The organism is Asaia sp. BMEF1, from assembly GCF_051628905.1.
Classification (GTDB): domain Bacteria; phylum Pseudomonadota; class Alphaproteobacteria; order Acetobacterales; family Acetobacteraceae; genus Asaia.
The window spans coordinates 586,143-602,277 of record NZ_CP157575.1 but is presented as its reverse complement, the minus strand read 5'-3'; the positions used below and the strand labels follow the sequence as shown (position 1 = coordinate 602,277).

The 16,135-nt window shown below is 59.7% G+C and carries 18 protein-coding genes; 8 read left to right on the top strand and 10 right to left on the bottom strand.

The features are described 5' to 3' along the window. Positions 1-5: 5 nt before the first annotated feature. Positions 6-893: a universal stress protein gene (locus ABHV46_RS02615; protein WP_438382585.1), complete on the bottom strand. Its 888-nt coding sequence runs from the start codon at positions 891-893 to the stop codon at positions 6-8. Positions 894-965: 72 nt separating this feature from the next. Further along, complete coding sequence (gene pdxH / locus ABHV46_RS02610) at positions 966-1,577, bottom strand: pyridoxamine 5'-phosphate oxidase (protein ID WP_438382584.1); 612 nt, start codon at positions 1,575-1,577, stop codon at positions 966-968. Positions 1,578-1,718: 141 nt separating this feature from the next. Between pdxH and fabI the strand changes: the two genes are divergently transcribed. Then, entirely contained in the window at positions 1,719-2,561 is an 843-nt protein-coding gene (gene fabI / locus ABHV46_RS02605) for an enoyl-ACP reductase FabI (protein ID WP_438382583.1), read from the top strand. Between the two features lies 1 nt (position 2,562). Then, positions 2,563-3,663: a chorismate synthase gene (gene aroC, locus ABHV46_RS02600; protein WP_438382582.1), complete on the top strand. Its 1,101-nt coding sequence runs from the start codon at positions 2,563-2,565 to the stop codon at positions 3,661-3,663. A gap of 47 nt (positions 3,664-3,710) precedes the next feature. Here the strand turns inward: aroC and ABHV46_RS02595 are convergent, their stop codons facing one another. Beyond that, positions 3,711-4,139, bottom strand: a complete 429-nt coding sequence (locus ABHV46_RS02595; RefSeq protein ID WP_438382581.1) for an OsmC family protein — start codon at positions 4,137-4,139, stop codon at positions 3,711-3,713. 402 nt (positions 4,140-4,541) lie between these two features. Here ABHV46_RS02595 and ABHV46_RS02590 point away from each other — a divergent pair, with 402 nt between their 5' ends. The 4 genes from ABHV46_RS02590 (at position 4,542) to ABHV46_RS02575 (ending at position 8,631) form a co-directional block, all read left to right on the top strand. Beyond that, a complete protein-coding gene (locus tag ABHV46_RS02590) occupies positions 4,542-6,395 on the top strand; it encodes a ribonucleoside-diphosphate reductase subunit alpha (protein ID WP_438384185.1) in 1,854 nt (617 codons plus the stop codon). After that, positions 6,386-7,210: an META domain-containing protein gene (locus ABHV46_RS02585; protein WP_438382580.1), complete on the top strand. Its 825-nt coding sequence runs from the start codon at positions 6,386-6,388 to the stop codon at positions 7,208-7,210. The genes ABHV46_RS02590 and ABHV46_RS02585 overlap by 10 nt, the downstream gene beginning before the upstream one ends. Then, a complete protein-coding gene (locus ABHV46_RS02580) occupies positions 7,207-8,232 on the top strand; it encodes a ribonucleotide-diphosphate reductase subunit beta (protein WP_336945204.1) in 1,026 nt (341 codons plus the stop codon). Before ABHV46_RS02585 ends, ABHV46_RS02580 begins: the two co-directional genes overlap by 4 nt. A gap of 81 nt (positions 8,233-8,313) precedes the next feature. Next, positions 8,314-8,631, top strand: coding sequence for a hypothetical protein (locus ABHV46_RS02575; RefSeq protein ID WP_438382579.1), 318 nt, complete (start codon positions 8,314-8,316; stop codon positions 8,629-8,631). A 369-nt stretch (positions 8,632-9,000) separates the two neighbouring features. Here ABHV46_RS02575 and ABHV46_RS02570 read toward each other — a convergent pair whose 3' ends face one another. Beyond that, positions 9,001-9,867, bottom strand: a complete 867-nt coding sequence (locus ABHV46_RS02570; RefSeq protein ID WP_438382578.1) for a tRNA1(Val) (adenine(37)-N6)-methyltransferase — start codon at positions 9,865-9,867, stop codon at positions 9,001-9,003. A gap of 215 nt (positions 9,868-10,082) precedes the next feature. Between ABHV46_RS02570 and ABHV46_RS02565 the strand changes: the two genes are divergently transcribed. After that, positions 10,083-11,030, top strand: a complete 948-nt coding sequence (locus ABHV46_RS02565) for a polyprenyl synthetase family protein (RefSeq protein WP_438384182.1) — start codon at positions 10,083-10,085, stop codon at positions 11,028-11,030. Between the two features lie 30 nt (positions 11,031-11,060). Here ABHV46_RS02565 and murI read toward each other — a convergent pair whose 3' ends face one another. Together murI and ABHV46_RS02555 are read right to left on the bottom strand one after the other, a co-directional pair. Beyond that, a complete protein-coding gene (gene murI, locus ABHV46_RS02560; protein WP_438382577.1) occupies positions 11,061-11,888 on the bottom strand; it encodes a glutamate racemase in 828 nt (275 codons plus the stop codon). A gap of 1 nt (position 11,889) precedes the next feature. Continuing rightward, complete coding sequence (locus ABHV46_RS02555) at positions 11,890-12,642, bottom strand: orotate phosphoribosyltransferase (protein ID WP_438382576.1); 753 nt, start codon at positions 12,640-12,642, stop codon at positions 11,890-11,892. Positions 12,643-12,820: 178 nt separating this feature from the next. On the opposite strand from ABHV46_RS02555, the gene ABHV46_RS02550 reads away from it, so the two are divergent. Continuing rightward, complete coding sequence (locus tag ABHV46_RS02550; protein WP_025841883.1) at positions 12,821-13,057, top strand: hypothetical protein; 237 nt, start codon at positions 12,821-12,823, stop codon at positions 13,055-13,057. Between the two features lie 108 nt (positions 13,058-13,165). Here the strand turns inward: ABHV46_RS02550 and ABHV46_RS02545 are convergent, their stop codons facing one another. Genes ABHV46_RS02545 through ABHV46_RS02530 form a run of 4 tightly spaced genes read right to left on the bottom strand, consistent with a single transcriptional unit; the run spans position 13,166 to position 16,065 of the window. Beyond that, positions 13,166-14,482 (bottom strand): citrate synthase, encoded by a 1,317-nt coding sequence (locus tag ABHV46_RS02545; RefSeq protein ID WP_336945210.1) that lies wholly within the window; start codon positions 14,480-14,482, stop codon positions 13,166-13,168. A 40-nt stretch (positions 14,483-14,522) separates the two neighbouring features. Further along, positions 14,523-15,038 carry a SixA phosphatase family protein gene (locus ABHV46_RS02540; protein WP_438382575.1) on the bottom strand — a complete coding sequence of 172 codons (516 nt, stop codon included), beginning with the start codon at positions 15,036-15,038 and terminating at the stop codon, positions 14,523-14,525. Between the two features lie 15 nt (positions 15,039-15,053). Further along, positions 15,054-15,356 (bottom strand): chorismate mutase, encoded by a 303-nt coding sequence (locus ABHV46_RS02535; RefSeq protein WP_438382574.1) that lies wholly within the window; start codon positions 15,354-15,356, stop codon positions 15,054-15,056. Further along, positions 15,349-16,065, bottom strand: coding sequence for a metallophosphoesterase (locus ABHV46_RS02530; protein WP_438384180.1), 717 nt, complete (start codon positions 16,063-16,065; stop codon positions 15,349-15,351). Before ABHV46_RS02530 ends, ABHV46_RS02535 begins: the two co-directional genes overlap by 8 nt. Between the last annotated feature and the right edge of the window lie 70 nt (positions 16,066-16,135).

Here is a 16,135-nt window from a genome sequence, read left to right as displayed (position 1 = left end):
AAACCTCAGCGGCTCATCAGCACGGTCAGTTCTGCATGTTCAAGAATATGACGTGTGGCGCCCCCCAGAATCATCTGGCGCAGACGTGAATGCGAATAGGCTCCCATCGTCAGCATATCGGCGCCGAAATCGGCGCAGGCGGCCAGAATGCCAGCGCCGACATCGCGATCGATCCCCTTGAAGACGCGGATTTCTGCATCCACACCATGCAGCTTGAGATAATCCTGTACCGTGTCTGCTTCAGGCCCGCGCCGATGATAATCCACGCTCGTCAGGATCTGTACGGCCTCGGCACGTTTGGCGTAGGGCACGGCACCACGCAGGGCCGACGCAGCCTCTGCCGTGCCGTTCCAGGCGATACAGAGACGTTTGCCTGAGCTCACCGGGGGGCTGGGCGGTGCAATGACGAGCGGGCAGCCACTGTCGTACAACACAGCATGCAGTACTTCTGACGCACGGGCGTTATCATTCGGGCCGAGATGCGGCATCAGGGTGATGTCCGACAGGCGCGCGCGCCAGGTGACGGCCTCGTGCTCCGAGCCGGTCAGAAATTCCAGCGAGGCGCTCAGACGCGACTGGGCAAGCGGGTCGTTTTCCAGAAAGCCCTTTTTGGGTTCGATGTCGTTCTCCTTGATGAACGCGTCGAATTTCAGGCGCACCTGCAACATGCGTCGATGCGCCTCGTGCTCGGCTGCTTCCATCATTTCATGAATCATGGAGCTGGACAGGCCTTCGCCCGTCAGGGCAGCCACTTCATTAGGGTCATCACCGACGAGCACAGTCGAAAGATGGGCATTGAACGCACGGGCATGGAGAAGTCCCACGCGCAGGACGGCATCGATATTGCCTGCGCCATTCAGCGGGACGAGGATGTTTCGGACGTCGTTGGCCATGGGGACTCTCGCTAGATGTTCTGTGGTGGGAAAGGCGGATCGCCCTCAGGCAACCCGCGATGCGTCGGGATGTCAGGGATAAAGGCGCGTTACCGCCCAGTCGTTCTCCTGTCGGGTCCAGGTGGCACGGTCATGCATGCGATAGGGCCGGTCCTGCCAGAACTCGATCTGGTCCGGCACCAGTCTGAAGCCTGACCAGTTGTCAGGGCGCGCGGGCTCCTTGCCCTCATAACACTCTGTGATCTTTCTGATGCGGTTTTCGAATTCTGCACGATCGGCCAGCGGGCGTGACTGGTCGGAAGCGATGGCGCCAATGCGCGAGTTGCGGCTGCGGCTCGCGAAATACCGGTCGGCCTCTTCGTTGCTGACCGCTTCGACCGCGCCTTCGATACGTATCTGCCGGCGAAGCGACTTCCAGTGGAACAGAAGAGCGGCATGGGGATTAGCCAGAAGCTCCCCTCCCTTGCGGCTTTCGAGATTGGTATAGAATACGAACCCGCGCTCGTCCGCTCCTTTAAGCAGGATCATGCGCACCGACGGCGCACCTGATGGCGTGGCGGTCGCGATCGCCATGGCATTGGCGTCATTAGGTTCGCTGGACTGCGCCTCTTTCATCCATTCAGCGAAAAGCACGAACGGGTCTGCGTCGAGTGGAATAAGAGGAAGGGTGGTTTCGTCAGGCATGACAGGGGCCTCCTGCTTGAATTCGATCCGTCTTTGCTGCCCCCTCTAACGTGTCATCTCCAGACTTGTTTGCGCGGCGGGCATGTGCGACGTAGCGGATCGTTATTATTTCTTTTTCTGACATTAACCGGGATCTGCCTCATGTCCACCGCTTCGTTCGATCTCCCCACCGGGACGCTGATGACGGGCAAGCGCGGCCTTGTGATGGGCGTCGCCAATGACCGCTCCATCGCCTGGGCCATCGCTTCCGCCTGCGCCGCTCAGGGGGCGGAGCTCGCCTTTACCTATCAGGGCGAGGCATTGGGCAAGCGCGTGAAGCCTCTCGCAGAAAGCGTCGGTGCGTCTCTGGTTATCCCTTGCGATGTCGGTGATGACGCCGATATCGACCGTGCTTTCGATGAGATCGAAAAGGCATGGGGCAAGATCGACTTCGTTGTTCATGCCATTGGCTGGGCCGACAAGCAGTTCCTGCGCGGGCGCTATGTCGATACGCCCCGCGATGCCTTTCTCAAGGCCATGGATATCTCCTGTTTCTCCTTTACAGCAGTCGCTCGTCGCGCCGCAGCGCTGATGGCGGATGGCGGGTCGTTGCTCACGCTTTCCTATCTGGGGGCCGAGCGGGTCATGCCACATTATAACGTCATGGGTGTGGCCAAGGCGGCGCTCGAGGCATCGGTACGTTACATGGCGGCCGATCTGGGTAAGGACAATATCCGCGTCAACGCGATTTCTGCCGGCCCCATCATGACTCTGGCAGCAAATGGTATTGGCGATTTTCGTTATATCCTGCGCTGGAACCAGCTCAATTCGCCAATGGAGCGCAATGTGTCGCTCAAGGATGTGGGGGGCGCCGGGCTTTACTTCCTGTCCGAACTCTCTTCCGGCACAACGGGCGAGATCCATCATGTCGATTGCGGGTATCATGTGGTGGGCATGAAAAACCCGAATGCACCCGATATTGCCGTCGTGTCTTCAGAAGGCTGAGATGTCGGATAACAGTTTCGGTACGCTCTTCCGGGTTACGACCTGGGGCGAAAGCCATGGGCCGGCCATCGGTTGCGTGATCGATGGTTGCCCTCCTGGTATTGCCCTGTGTGAAGCCGATATCCAGCCCTGGCTGGATCGTCGTCGCCCCGGTCAGTCCAAATTCACCACACAGCGTCAGGAAGCGGATCAGGTGCGCATCCTGTCGGGTGTGTTCGAGGGCAAGACCACCGGTACGCCGATTTCGCTGATGATCGACAATACCGATCAGCGGTCGAAGGATTATTCCGATATCGCTTCGCGCTATCGCCCGGGCCATGCCGATGTCACCTATGACCTGAAATATGGCCATCGCGATTATCGCGGTGGTGGGCGGTCTTCCGCGCGTGAGACGGCTTGCCGTGTTGCCGCTGGCGGTGTGGCGCGCCGTGTCATCAACGAACTCCTTGGGCAGGAGGCGCAGATCCGCGCTGCTCTGGTTCAGGTCGGCGGGCTTGCCATTGATCGCACGCGCTGGGACTGGGACGAGGTGTCGAATAACCCGCTTTTCTGCCCTGATCCGATAACGACCATAGAATGGGAAGGCCTGCTTGCCAGCGTTCGCAAGGACGGATCGTCCATCGGGGCGCTGGTCGAAGTCGTCGCCGAGAATTTTCCTCCCGGTCTGGGCGCCCCCCTTTATGGCAAGCTCGATGCCGATCTCGCTTCGGGGCTGATGGGGATCAATGGCGTCAAGGCGGTCGAAATCGGCGAAGGTTTCGGCGTTGCCACGCTGCGCGGGGAAGACAATGCCGACCCCATGCGCATGCATGACGGTGTGCTGCATTTCGAAGGCAATCGCGCCGGGGGTATTCTGGGGGGCATATCGACCGGCCAGCCTATTACCGCACGTTTTGCGATCAAGCCGACAAGCTCGATCCTCGTGCCGGTACCCTCGGTCAATCGCCAGGGTGAGAATATCGATGTGATTACCAAGGGTCGTCACGATCCTTGCATCGGTATACGGGCCGTGCCGGTCGCGGAAGCGATGGTCGCCTGTATCCTGCTCGATCACCTGCTGCGCGATCACGCCCAGAACAGCTGGCACCGCAGCCGCGTCTGAATGAGCCTGCCGATGGCCACTCCTGGCAGGGTGGCCATCGGCCGCTATCAGGCGAGGGTCGTCGTTAGGGTAATTTCAGCTTTGAAAAGCTGCGAAACCGGGCAGCCATTTTTGGCTTTCGTGGCGAGTTCCTCAAACTTGGCCTGATCGGCCCCCGGAACGCTGCCCTTGAGATCGAGATGGATCTTCGAGATCTCAAACCCGGCATCATTCTTGTCGAGCGACACGGTTGCTTTCGTCTCAAGCGACGTCGCGGTCAGACCGGCCTCACCGAGAATCATCGACAGGGCCATGGTGAAGCATCCGGCATGGGCGGCGCCGATCAGTTCCTCAGGATTTGTACCTGGCTTGTCCTCGAATCGCGTGTTGAAGCCATAGGGCTGGTTCGACAGCGCGCCGCTCTGGGTCGAGATGCTGCCCTTGCCATCCTTGAGGCCACCGCTCCACTGGGCGCTGGCTGATTTCTTGATCGTCATTGCAAGATCTCCTGCTTTTCCGAGCCCGGTCCGGGCCGGTTGCTCAGCCAACGCGGCGCGACGCGAAATGTTCATCGCCCATGCTGTGACATCGTGGCCACGCTCTGGCAGGAGAGAAAAAATCCTCATTGGAGGAAGCTGAGGTTCCTCAAGGGCTTCTTCCCCTGTCAACACCATATGTAGTGGCGAGGGTGAAATTTAACCCGATATATTGCTTGTCTCGGGAGGGGGTCTTGCGCCAAGAGGACACTCGGAATTTGCGATTTTGATCTCGCTTTGATCTTGGGGAGATGGCCCGTGAGCCTGCTGGAAGACACGACCCGTGAGACTGTTTCTGCATCGGCTGACGTCCTGCCCGAGCCCTGTGAGCGCGCGCCACAGGAGATCGAGGCTGAACCCGATATGTTTGACGACGTGGTGCAGCTTGAAGGCCATCATCCGGTGCGCGTCAACCGCTCGCGCGATGCGCTTCTGACCGATTTCGGTCGTGCGACGCTCGATAATCGCTACCTGCTGCCAGGCGAGCATTATCAGGATCTGTTCGGTCGCGTTGCCTCTTATTATGGTGCCGACGCCGCCCATGCCCAGCGTCTCTATGACTACATCTCGCAGCATTGGTTCATGCCCGCCACGCCGGTGCTCTCCAATGGCGGCAGCACGCGCGGTCTGCCCATTTCCTGCTTCCTGAACGAGGCCGATGACAGCCTGCGCGGCATCGTCGATCTGTGGAACGAGAATGTCTGGCTGGCGTCGAAGGGCGGCGGTATCGGCTCTTACTGGGGAAATCTGCGTTCGATCGGCGAGAATGTCGGCAAGAACGGCAAGACCTCGGGCGTGATTCCTTTCATCCGCGTGATGGACAGCCTGACATTGGCTATTTCTCAGGGCTCTCTGCGTCGTGGCTCGGCGGCGGTCTATCTGCCGGTCTGGCATCCCGAGGTCGAAGAATTCGTCGAGATGCGCCGTCCCACCGGTGGCGATCCGAACCGCAAGGCGCTGAATCTGCACCATGGCGTGCTGATTACCGATGATTTCATGCGCGCCGTCGAGCAGGACGCGGAATGGGGTCTGCGCTCGCCCAAGGACATGTCGATCGTCCGCAGCATTTCTGCGCGCCAGCTCTGGATCCGTATCCTGACGGCCCGTATGGAGCAGGGCGAGCCGTACATCATCTATTCCGATCACGTGAACAAGGCGCGCCCCGAGCATCACAAGCTTGCCGGGCTCGAGGTCAAGACCTCCAATCTCTGTGCCGAAATCACGCTGCCCACAGGCCTCGACCATCACGGCAAGAACCGCACGGCGGTTTGCTGCCTGTCCTCGCTCAATCTCGAGACCTGGGATCAGTGGAAGGACAATCCGCAATTCGTCGAAGACGTCATGCTCTTCCTCGATCGCGTGTTGCAGGACTTCATCGATCGCGCGCCCGACGATATGGAACGCGCCCGCTACGCTGCCATGCGCGAGCGTTCGGTCGGTCTGGGTGTGATGGGCTTCCACTCGTTCCTCCAAGCCCGCAATATCCCGTTCGAGAGCGTGATGGCGCGTGTCTGGAACAAGCGCATCTTCGAGCAGATCAAGACCCAGGCCGATGCGGCGTCGAAGCATCTTGCGGAAGTTCTGGGACCGTGCCCCGATGCCGAGGAATACGGCTTCATGGAGCGCTTCTCCAACAAGATGGCGATTGCGCCGACGGCGTCGATCTCGATCATTGCAGGCAATGCGAGCCCCGGTATCGAGCCGATCTCAGCCAACGTGTTCCTGCAAAAGACGCTTTCGGGGTCATTTACGGTGCGCAACCGTCATCTGTTGCAGCTTCTGGAGCAGAAAGGTCAGAATAACGACGCTGTCTGGTCGTCCATCACGCTGAACAAGGGCTCGGTCCAGCATCTGGACTTCCTGACTCAGGACGAGAAGGACGTCTACAAGACGGCTTTCGAACTCGATCAGCGCTGGGTGATCGAACACGCCGCCGATCGCGCGCCGTTCATCTGTCAGGCACAGTCGATCAACGTCTTCCTGCCAGCCGATATCCATAAGCGCGACCTGCATCAGATCCATTATCTGGCATGGAAACGTGGCGTGAAGTCGCTCTATTATTGCCGCTCGCTATCCATCCAGCGCGCTGACGCGGTGAGCGACATGGCGCTCAAGACCAATATTCTTGAGGAAGAAGATTACACCTCTAACGCCACGGAAGCCGCCAAGAAGCCGGTAGCGACCACGAGCTATGAGGAATGCCTGTCATGTCAGTAAAAGCCCTCACGCTTGCGGCTCTCATGCTCGGCGTGGCGCCGGTGACGCTCCTGTCAGGCGCGGCGCGGGCCGACGAGATGCAGCCCGGTGCATCCACGCTTTTGCGCGGTACGGTCACTATCAAGGGCAGGGTCGATCTGCCCGCGGGCGCCCAGCTCGCCGTAATGCTCGACGATGTCAGCCTTGCGGATGCACCCTCTGTGACGCTCAGTAAAACCGTCTTTGCCCCGGTTGGCACGCAGAGCTTCGGCTACGCGCTGGCCTATGATCAGGCCTCTCTCAAGCCCGGTCATCGCTATGCGCTTCGGGCCGAGATAAGGACAGGCGATCGCCTGCTCTATATCAGCAAGGATGCCATTATGGCGCTCGGCGCCGTGCCCGAGCAGAGCGCGATCGTAGTCGAGCCCGTTGCCGTGCCCCTGCCATCGGCACTGGTCGGCAGCTGGAAAATCGAGAAGATCGGTGAGAAGGCGACCGCCCCTGAAGCGCCGGCCTTCATGGTCTTTCGCGGCGATGGGTTTCTTTCCGGCACGGGCGGGTGCAACCGCATGATGGGGCATGTCACCGCATCGGGACAGAGCCTCAGCTTTGGCCCGACTGCCGGCACGCGCATGGCGTGCCCCGGCGTGCGGATGACGCAGGAAGACGCCGTTTTCAGCGCGATCCGTGAGGTTGCGGCCTGGCAGATCGATCAGGGCAAGCTGCTTCTGAATGATACGCAGGGCAGTCCCGTTCTGACCCTGAGCCCGAACAAGACAGCCGACCACACGCCAAAAATTCAGTCAAAGCATAGCAAAATCAGGAAAAGCCAATGAGCGAGACAAAGAACCAAGGCGCGGCGCCCGCCGAGGAGCAGCATTTCGACCTCATGACCGCCAATCCGGTCTATAAGCCCTTTCGCTATCCTTGGGCTTATGATGCATGGCTGATCCAGCAGCGCGTGCATTGGCTGCCCGAAGAAGTGCCTCTGGCCGATGACGTCAAGGACTGGCATCGGACGCTGAGCGAAGGCGAGCGTCACTTGGTGACGCAGATCTTCCGCTTCTTCACCCAGGCGGATGTCGAGGTGAACTCGGCCTATATGAAATATTACAGCCAGGTCTTCAAACCGACCGAAGTGCTGATGATGCTCTCTTCGTTCTCGAACATCGAGACGATCCATATTGCTGCCTATTCGCATCTTCTCGACACGATCGGTATGCCGGAAACCGAATATTCGGCATTCCTGAAATACAAGGAGATGAAGGACAAGTATGACTTCATGCAGTCCTTCAACATCGACAACAAGCGCGAGATCGCCAAGACCATGGCGGCTTTCGGCGCCTTCATGGAAGGGCTTCAGCTTTTTGCCTCGTTTGCGATTCTGCTGAACTTCCCACGCTTCAACAAGCTAAAGGGCATGGGGCAGATTGTGTCGTGGTCGGTGCGTGACGAGACGCTGCACTGCCTGTCGATGATCCGCCTCTTCCGCACCTTCGTGCGTGAAAACAGCGAGATCTGGACCGAGGATTTCCGCGCGGAACTCGCCGAGATCTGCGCCACCACGGTCGAGCATGAAGACGCGTTTATCGATCTTGCTTTCGAAATGGGCGATGTCGAGGGGCTGAGCGCCGATCAGGTCAAGCGTTATATCCGCTTTATCGCCGACCGTCGCATGACCCAGCTCGGTCTCGATCCTTTCTACGGCATCGAAGAGAACCCGCTACCCTGGCTCGACGACATGCTCAACGCTGTCGAGCACGCAAATTTCTTCGAGAACCGCTCGACGGAATACTCTCGCGCATCAACCAGTGGCTCGTGGGAAGAAGCTTTCGAGGCGGACGTGTTCGCTTCCTGATGAGGGGGAGGGGGAAACCCCTCCCTTTTGTCAAACCTGTCCAGGCCGATTTTCCTCGGGGTTCACCGGCAGGACGCGAGAGTGAAACAGAGACGCAGAGCCACGCCTCGCTTCCGACTGGGCATGATCCCGGCTTTTCCCTCGGTCTTGCCGGGTTATGACCGCAAGAATTCAGCTATTCTCTCTGCGCTCTTCTTTCAGCAAAATCTGCGTGATCCGGGCAGGAAGAAAAAAGCTCTCACCCTGAAAAACAAGCCCGCGTTTATCACCCGGACTGGCTTGGGTATCGGCCGTTGTGCCGCTCCTCTTTTTGCGGGAGAAAGAGCCAGGATCGTCGCGACCGAAGCCGATATCGGTGGCCTCGAAGATACCGCTTTCCCTCTCTCCAAGCTGGGGTGAAACCCGGTTACCCGGGCCTTAGGACACATTCAACGAGCTGTGGGCGACGGCTTATGTTCAGGCGAGGGAGCGTCTCGGCGCGGTAGATGGGCGCGTGAATAATGCGGGCATCTCCATCATCGTTCCCGTGACCTCAAGAAGGCCCGCAACCTGAAATCGCTTGATGGCGATAACCGCCTAGAGAACGCGCGTGTCTCGACGATATCGCCAGTCTGATCGTCGTTCCCTCTTTCCCGCTGCCGATGTTTAGGCCTGCTTCCCGGCACAGGAACTCGTCATCGACGGGCGCTGCATGTCGGTCTTCACGCCGCGCTGAAAAATCCCGGGGAGGTTTCACGTCCTCTCATCGGGCTGAGCATGAGTAATGCTTCAGGAAAGAGCCTTGGCCTCGCGAAGGATCGCTTCGCTCTGGATCGTGTAGCCACCCTCGTCGCGGTGCAGCACGAGGCCGGGCAGAAGGGAGAACACCCCTTTACCGCCCTGGATGGCGCGCAGAAGAACGATTTTCGCTGCGCGACCCTGTTTCGGCCATAAAGGCAGCAGAGTAAGACTTCCGAAGCCTGCAAGGCGCAGCGCTTCGCAGGCGCGGTCGACGACCGCTGCGGGGAGGGCGAGGGTAAGGCTGCCACCCGGCAGTACCCAGCGCGCAAGCGTTGTGATCCATTCGCCCCAGCCGCCTTCAGGCATTGTCATGGCGAGACGGCGCCTTGCATCGCTGGCCCCTGTGTGGTCGGCCGGGTGCCAGGGCGGATTGGCCATGGCGTGATGAAATCGACCATTGGCGCCGGGGGTCAACTGCCGCAGGGCAGGCGGGACATGGGGGATGCTGCCATGCAGGATCGTCACGCGCGCTTCTCGGTCATTTTCACGCATGTTCTGTATCGCCAGCTGTGCCGTCGCCCCGTCGGCTTCCAGCCCGACCCCTCTGACGTCTGGGCAGCGCGAGGTGAGGCAGAGAAGCCCGGCGCCTGCACCGCAACCGGCCTCCAGCACGCTCTGTCCCGGCAGGGCGGGGATGAAGGCGGCCATCAGAACGGGCTCGATTCCTGTGCGATAGCCCTGGGTGAATTGTCTGTAACGCACGCGACGATCGAGCAGATAGCCTTCCATCGTCTCGCTTGTCGCCACCGCGGCGGCCTCAGCTTTTAGGGTGGCCGGGTTGACCGTGGGCGCAGCGCCGCTCATATGGTTTGGACTGTCAGAGGGCTGGTCTTCCGGTCTGGCTGGGTCATGCATGAAGTTCGATTTCTGCCACGGTGTTTTTCTGCGCCGGAAAGAAGCCCGGCTCGTGCCTTATACTGCATCAGGGTCGTCAGTGGCCAAGTTTGAAGTGGAGAGTTGCCTTGGGTGGTGCCGACAGCCTGACCGATATCAAGACGCAGAGCGCGGCCAGTGGAGCAAGTAGAGAAAGCACGGCCTTGCACGCCCTTTCCGCTTTTCTGAAGGACGATATGGAGGCCTGCAATCGCGAGATCGTCGCGCGTATGCAAAGCCCAGTGCCGCTCATACCCCAGCTTGGCGCCCATCTCGTCGCCGCTGGTGGCAAGCGGCTGCGGCCGCTCCTGACTCTCGCTTCAGCCCGTCTTTGCGGCTACGAGCCCTCGGCGCAGAACCAGCGCCATGTCGGTCTCGCCGCCTGCGTCGAGTTTATTCACACCGCCACATTGCTGCATGACGACGTTGTCGATGAGAGCACGTTGCGCCGCGGTCTGGCTTCGGCCAATGCGGTTTTCGGTAACAAGGCCTCGGTGCTGGTTGGCGATTTTCTTTTCGCGCGCTCGTTCCAGCTCATGACCGCCGATGGCTCTCTGAAAGTCATGGCCATCCTCTCCGCGGCGTCTGCCACCATTGCGGAGGGCGAGGTATTGCAGATGGCGACGCAGAACGATCTTTCGACGCCGATCGAGAAATATCTCGAGGTCATTCATGGCAAGACGGCAGCCCTTTTTGCTGCGGCTTGCCGCGTTGGGGCTGTGGTCGCCGGACGTTCGGAACAGGAAGAGGCGGCGCTCGATTCCTATGGCACCAATCTCGGAATGGCCTTCCAGCTTGTCGATGATGCGCTCGATTACGCTGCCGATCAGCAGGTTCTGGGCAAGACCGTTGGCGATGACATGCGTGAGGGCAAGATCACCCTACCGGTTCTCGCGGCTTTTCAGGCTGGCGACGAGGCGGAGCGCTCTTTCTGGCTGCGCGTGATCGAGACAGGAGAGCAGAGCGACGAGGATCTGCCCCATGCGCTCGAACTGATCGAAAAGCGCGGCGCCATCCAGACCACGATCGACCGCGCGCGCGTCTACGCCGATGCAGCGATCGAGGCTCTCTCGATCTTCCCTGACAGCCCGATCCGTCAACTGATGATCGATGCAGCGTCCTATACGGTCAGCCGCGCCAACTGAATGCGCCCGCCTCCAGCAGGGAGGCGGATTTCAGGGCGTGAGCGCCCCGTTCAGCACTGTGATGTCGTGATAGCCCAGCCGCGCAATAGCGTGCTTCAGGGCTACGCTATCGGCGGCGGGGCCGGTCAGCGTCAGGCTCTCGGGCAGATCTTCCCGTTCGGCATGCAATGTCCGCATTTCGAGTACCCGGTTTACCTGCTGCGCGACCGGAACGGCCGGATCGAGAAACTTGATATCCGGCGGGCAGAGACGCAGGAAGGCGTCGGTCAGAAACGTATAATGCGTGCAGCCTAGGCCGATCGTATCGATCTGCTGTCCCTTGGGGGCATCGAACAGATGACGCAATTCCTCTGCCACGAGGGAATCATCGACAGGGCGGCCCAGGAAAGCCTGCTCTGCCAGATCGGCCAGGGCGCGGGCGCCATGCACGATCATCTCGCAATCCGCAGCGTAGCTGTCGCGCAGGCTGCGCAGATAGGGGCGCCTAGCCGTGCCTCGCGTCGCCAGAAGCCCGAAGACGCGGGTCTGGCTTACGCGTGCGGCCCAGCGTACCGGAGGCACGCAGCCAACGAAGGGCACGTCGAAACGCGCTCTCAGCGCGTCGAGCGCGATCGTGCTGGCCGTGTTGCAGGCAATCAGCACCACGTCAGGGCGTAACCTGGCGATGCGCTCTTCCATCAGGGAGAGAAGGCGCGTGATGAGCAGGGAATCTTCCTGCTCGCCATAGGGAAACAGCGCGTTATCGGCCAGATAGTCGATAAGCGTGCCTTCCGGCAGGGTCGTGCGCAGGGCTTGCACGACGGCAAGCCCCCCTATGCCAGAATCAAAGGCAAGCACACGGCCCGGAGGTAGGAGCAATTCAGCCTTCCGCCTTGGCCTTGAGCGCGGCGGCTTCCTCGGCGCTGCCTACACCGCCATGAGCCTTCGACCAGCCGCAAGGATCTTCCAGGAAGCGACGCACCTCGTGGATATCGCTTTCGGAGAAGTAATTCGCCCCTGAGCAGGCTTCAAGCACGTCCCACCAGGTGCAGAGTGAGTGCAGCGATACATTCATGTCGGCGAGCGTCTTCTGGGCGCCGGGGAAGACGCCGTAGAAGAAGACGACAAACGTATGATCGATGATGGCACCTGCTGAGCGCAGCGCATTGGCGAAGCGGACTTTAGAAGCGCCATCGGTCGTCAGATCTTCGACGAGAAGCGTGCGCATCGATTCCGGCACATCTCCCTCGATCTGGGCGTTGCGACCGAAGCCCTTGGGCTTCTTGCGAACATAGGCCATGGGCGCCATCATACGGTCGGCAATCCAGGCAGCGAAGGGTATGCCTGCCGTCTCACCGCCAACCACGCAGTTGATGCTCTCATAACCGATATGACGGCCGATCTTCTCGACGGCCAGTTCGACGATCTTGGCGCGGGCGCGGGGGAAGAAGATGATTTTGCGGCAATCGATATAGACGGGAGATTTCCAGCCCGACGTCAGGGTGTAGGGCTCTTCGGGGCGGAAATTGATGGCCTTGATTTCCAGCAGGATACGCGCCGTGGTGAGCGCAGCATCCCTGTCCCATTGTGTCTGACGGACTGCGCCACCATTGATCTCGTTGCTAAGAGCCATCTGTAATTACTCCATGATCTTACTGGCGTGCAGGATTATCCGCCCTTTGCGAGAAAAGTAAGAGAAATAAGGAGAGAAAATCCTCGCGCATTCGTTCGATAGGCGATGCTTGCATTTACCATCGGAAAAGATTTACAATGCACTAATTGATAATAATTCTCAACTAGGATCAGTTTGCGTGACTGTTGACCTCAACCGCATTTCCCGAAAGTGCGAACGCGCTGTTATCACAGCGTATGAAGAGCTGCGGGATGTGGGCCAGCCTGATATCCAGGCTTTCACCGCATGCACGACCCTTTATCGTATACATCATCCCGAAGCCTCGCTGAACGAAGCACGTCGTCTGGTTTCGGAGTGGATTGATCATCACATCGTCCGTCAGGACAAGGGCGCCACACCTGGCTGTGACTGCTAGGCTTCAGCCCGGCTTTTCAAAGAAGTATGATGCCCGGGCCTTCTGGTCCGGTCAAAGAGAAAGCCGGAGAAGTTCTCCGGCTTTTTTCTTTTCAGGAATTCATACTGTTCAGCTACGCCGGCATTGCGGAATATAATCGCGCCGAGCTGCACCGACGTAAAGCTGGCGCGGACGACCGATGCGCTGACCCGGTTCCTCAATCATCTCGCGCCATTGGCTCACCCAGCCGACAGTGCGTGCCACGGCAAAGAGCACCGTGAACATCGAGGTCGGAATGCCCATCGCCTTTAGGATCAGCCCTGAGTAGAAATCAACATTCGGATAGAGACGACGCTGCACGAAATACGGGTCGTTGACGGCGATCTTTTCAAGCTCGGCGGCCAGATCGAACATCGGGTCATGCTTCAGCCCGAGTTCGGCGACAACCTCGTGATAGGTTTGCTCCATGATTTTCGCACGCGGGTCGAAATTCTTGTAGACGCGATGGCCGAACCCCATCAGACGCACACCGCTCTCGCGGTCTTTTACCTGAGCGATGAAAGACGGGATATTCTCGCGTGTGCCGATCTGCGCCAGCATGCCGAGAACGGCTTCGTTGGCGCCGCCATGAGCAGGTCCCCAGAGGGCGGCGATTCCGGCTGCAATGCAGGCATACGGGTTGGCGCCTGTGGAGCCGACCAGACGCACGGTCGAGGTCGAGGCGTTCTGCTCATGATCGGCATGAAGGATCAGGATACGGTCGATAGCGCGAGCCAGAACCGGGTTGACCTTGTAATCAGCGTTCGGCTTGGCGAAGAGCATTTTCAGGAAATTCTCTGAAAAGCTGAGATTGTTGTCGGGATAAACGAACGGCTCGCCGACCGTGTATTTATAGGCCCAGGCGGCGATGGTTGGCACCTTGGCGATCAGGCGGCGCGTCGAGAGGTCGCGTGATGCTTCGTGGGAAATATCGACGGCATCGGGATAGAAGGCAGAAAGCGCGGCAACCGTGCCACAGAGAATCGCCATGGGGTGGGCGTCGCGACGGAAGCCGTTAAAGAAGTTGCGGATCTGCTCGTGAAGCAGGGCCTGCTCCTTCAGATCCTGCTGGAAGCGCTCGTAATCTTCGCGATTGGGCAGCTCGCCATAGACCAGAAGATAGGCCGTTTCGGTGAAGCTCGCTTCGGTCGCGAGCTGTTCGATCGGATAGCCACGATGCAGAAGCACCCCTTCATCGCCATCGATGAAGGTAATGGCGCTGCGGCAAGACGCCGTTTCACCATAGCCCGGATCGAACGAAAACATCTGCGTATCGGCAGTGAGTTTGCGAATATCGATGACATCCGGGCCAAGATGGCCCTTCAGGATCGGAAATACGGCAGAGCGCTCGCCTATGCTGAGGGTCGCCGTTTCGGGAGTGGATCCGGTTGTGTCGTGTTCAGCCATGGACGAGCCTTAGGAATTTAGTCGGAGGGAGGCAATCAACTTATGGGTGAAGTACGGTACCGAGTGTTGCCGTATTGGGAGAAAGACCGGCCCAGTCGGACACAACGGTGAAAAGCGCCGCAGTGCCCGGTTCGTAGCCTTTCATGAGTTCGCGGGCGATAGGCCCGTCGATCGCATCGCTTGCCAGATGGCGACAGGTCTCTGCGATGGCCGGGTTATGGCCGATGATGACCAAGGTTCTGACGGTCTGCGGCGTTTCGCGCACCAGCTCCAGAATGCCGTAGAGATCGAGGTCGTAAAGCGCGTCCAGACCGTGCACGATGCAGGATTGGGGCAGGTGACAGGCGATGGCCTGTGTCGTCTGTGTCGTGCGCCTTGCGGTGCTGTGCCAGAGATTGGCGCTGGAAAAGTCGATGCCAACGCCAGCGAGCTTCTCGCCCAAGGTCTGCGCATCCAGCTCACCCTGGGCCGTCAGCGGCCGTTCGCGGTCCTGGCTGCCGAAAAGCTCATGCGCGGCCTGAGCGTGCCTGACGAGTATGAGATGATGCGCTGTCATGTCACGCCCCCCGTTTCAGCGCGGGCTGCGCCCGGCAATTGAGTCATGATGTCGGATCACTTCCCGTATGATGAAAGCAAGAAACTTTTCCGCGAAGTCGGGGTCGAGTCTGGCGGAGGAGGCGAGCTGGCGCAGTCTTTCGATCTGGCGAGCCTCACGCGCCGGATCGGCAGCCGGTAGACCGGAGCTGGCCTTCAGTTCACCCACCGCCTGCGTCTGGCGAAAGCGCTCGGCCAGCATATGAATGAGCGCAGCATCGATATTGTCGATGCTCTGACGATGCTGTTCGAGGAGCGCGCGTGTTTCTTGTTCAGACATCGAGATCAATCCAGGCAAGATGGCCGCCTTTTCCGGCGCCAAGGTCGGTAAAGATGGCACGACCGCCATTGCGTCCATCGCGTATCCAGGGACGGCCATCGGTCGAGCGTCGGTCATGACCGCAATAGACGATATGATCGGCGGGAATATGATCGATCCAGCGCAGTCGGCGCTCCGGATAGCCATCAGGCTGCATGCGGCCCGTCGTCTCGCCGAAAAGTGCGCGGGACAGGAGCGGTGTCATGGCACCAAGTGCCGGTGGCGGGGCTTCGAACAACATATCGGTGTGAAAACCGCCATGAACGAAAATCATGTTGCCCTGCACGATCCAGGCAGGCGCATCGGCAATCGCCTCATACGCGCGCTCACGCAACCCGGCCTGAACCGGGCCTGAGAGCTGGCGCAGGGTTTCTTCGAGAGGCGGATCGCGTCTCAGCCTTCTGCCTTCGAGCGCGCGTCCCAGCTTGCGGTCGTGATTGCCGAGAATGAAGAGACCCCGCCCGTCATCGATCAGGTCGAGCATAAGCCGCAACGTTCCGGCACTGTCCGGCCCGTGATCCACAAGGTCGCCAAGCTGGACGATGAAGCGATCGGTTGCCACGGCGTGTTCGAAAGCCGTGAGATCGCCATGCACATCGCCCACCACACGCAGACCGCGACCGGCGCTGAGCGTCGAAAGATCGGGAAGATGAGGGGGCGAAAAGGAAATCGGTTCGGCCTTTCAGGGCTGTAGCGTCAATCGGCCATTATGGGCGGTATCGAAAGGAAAACACAATAAA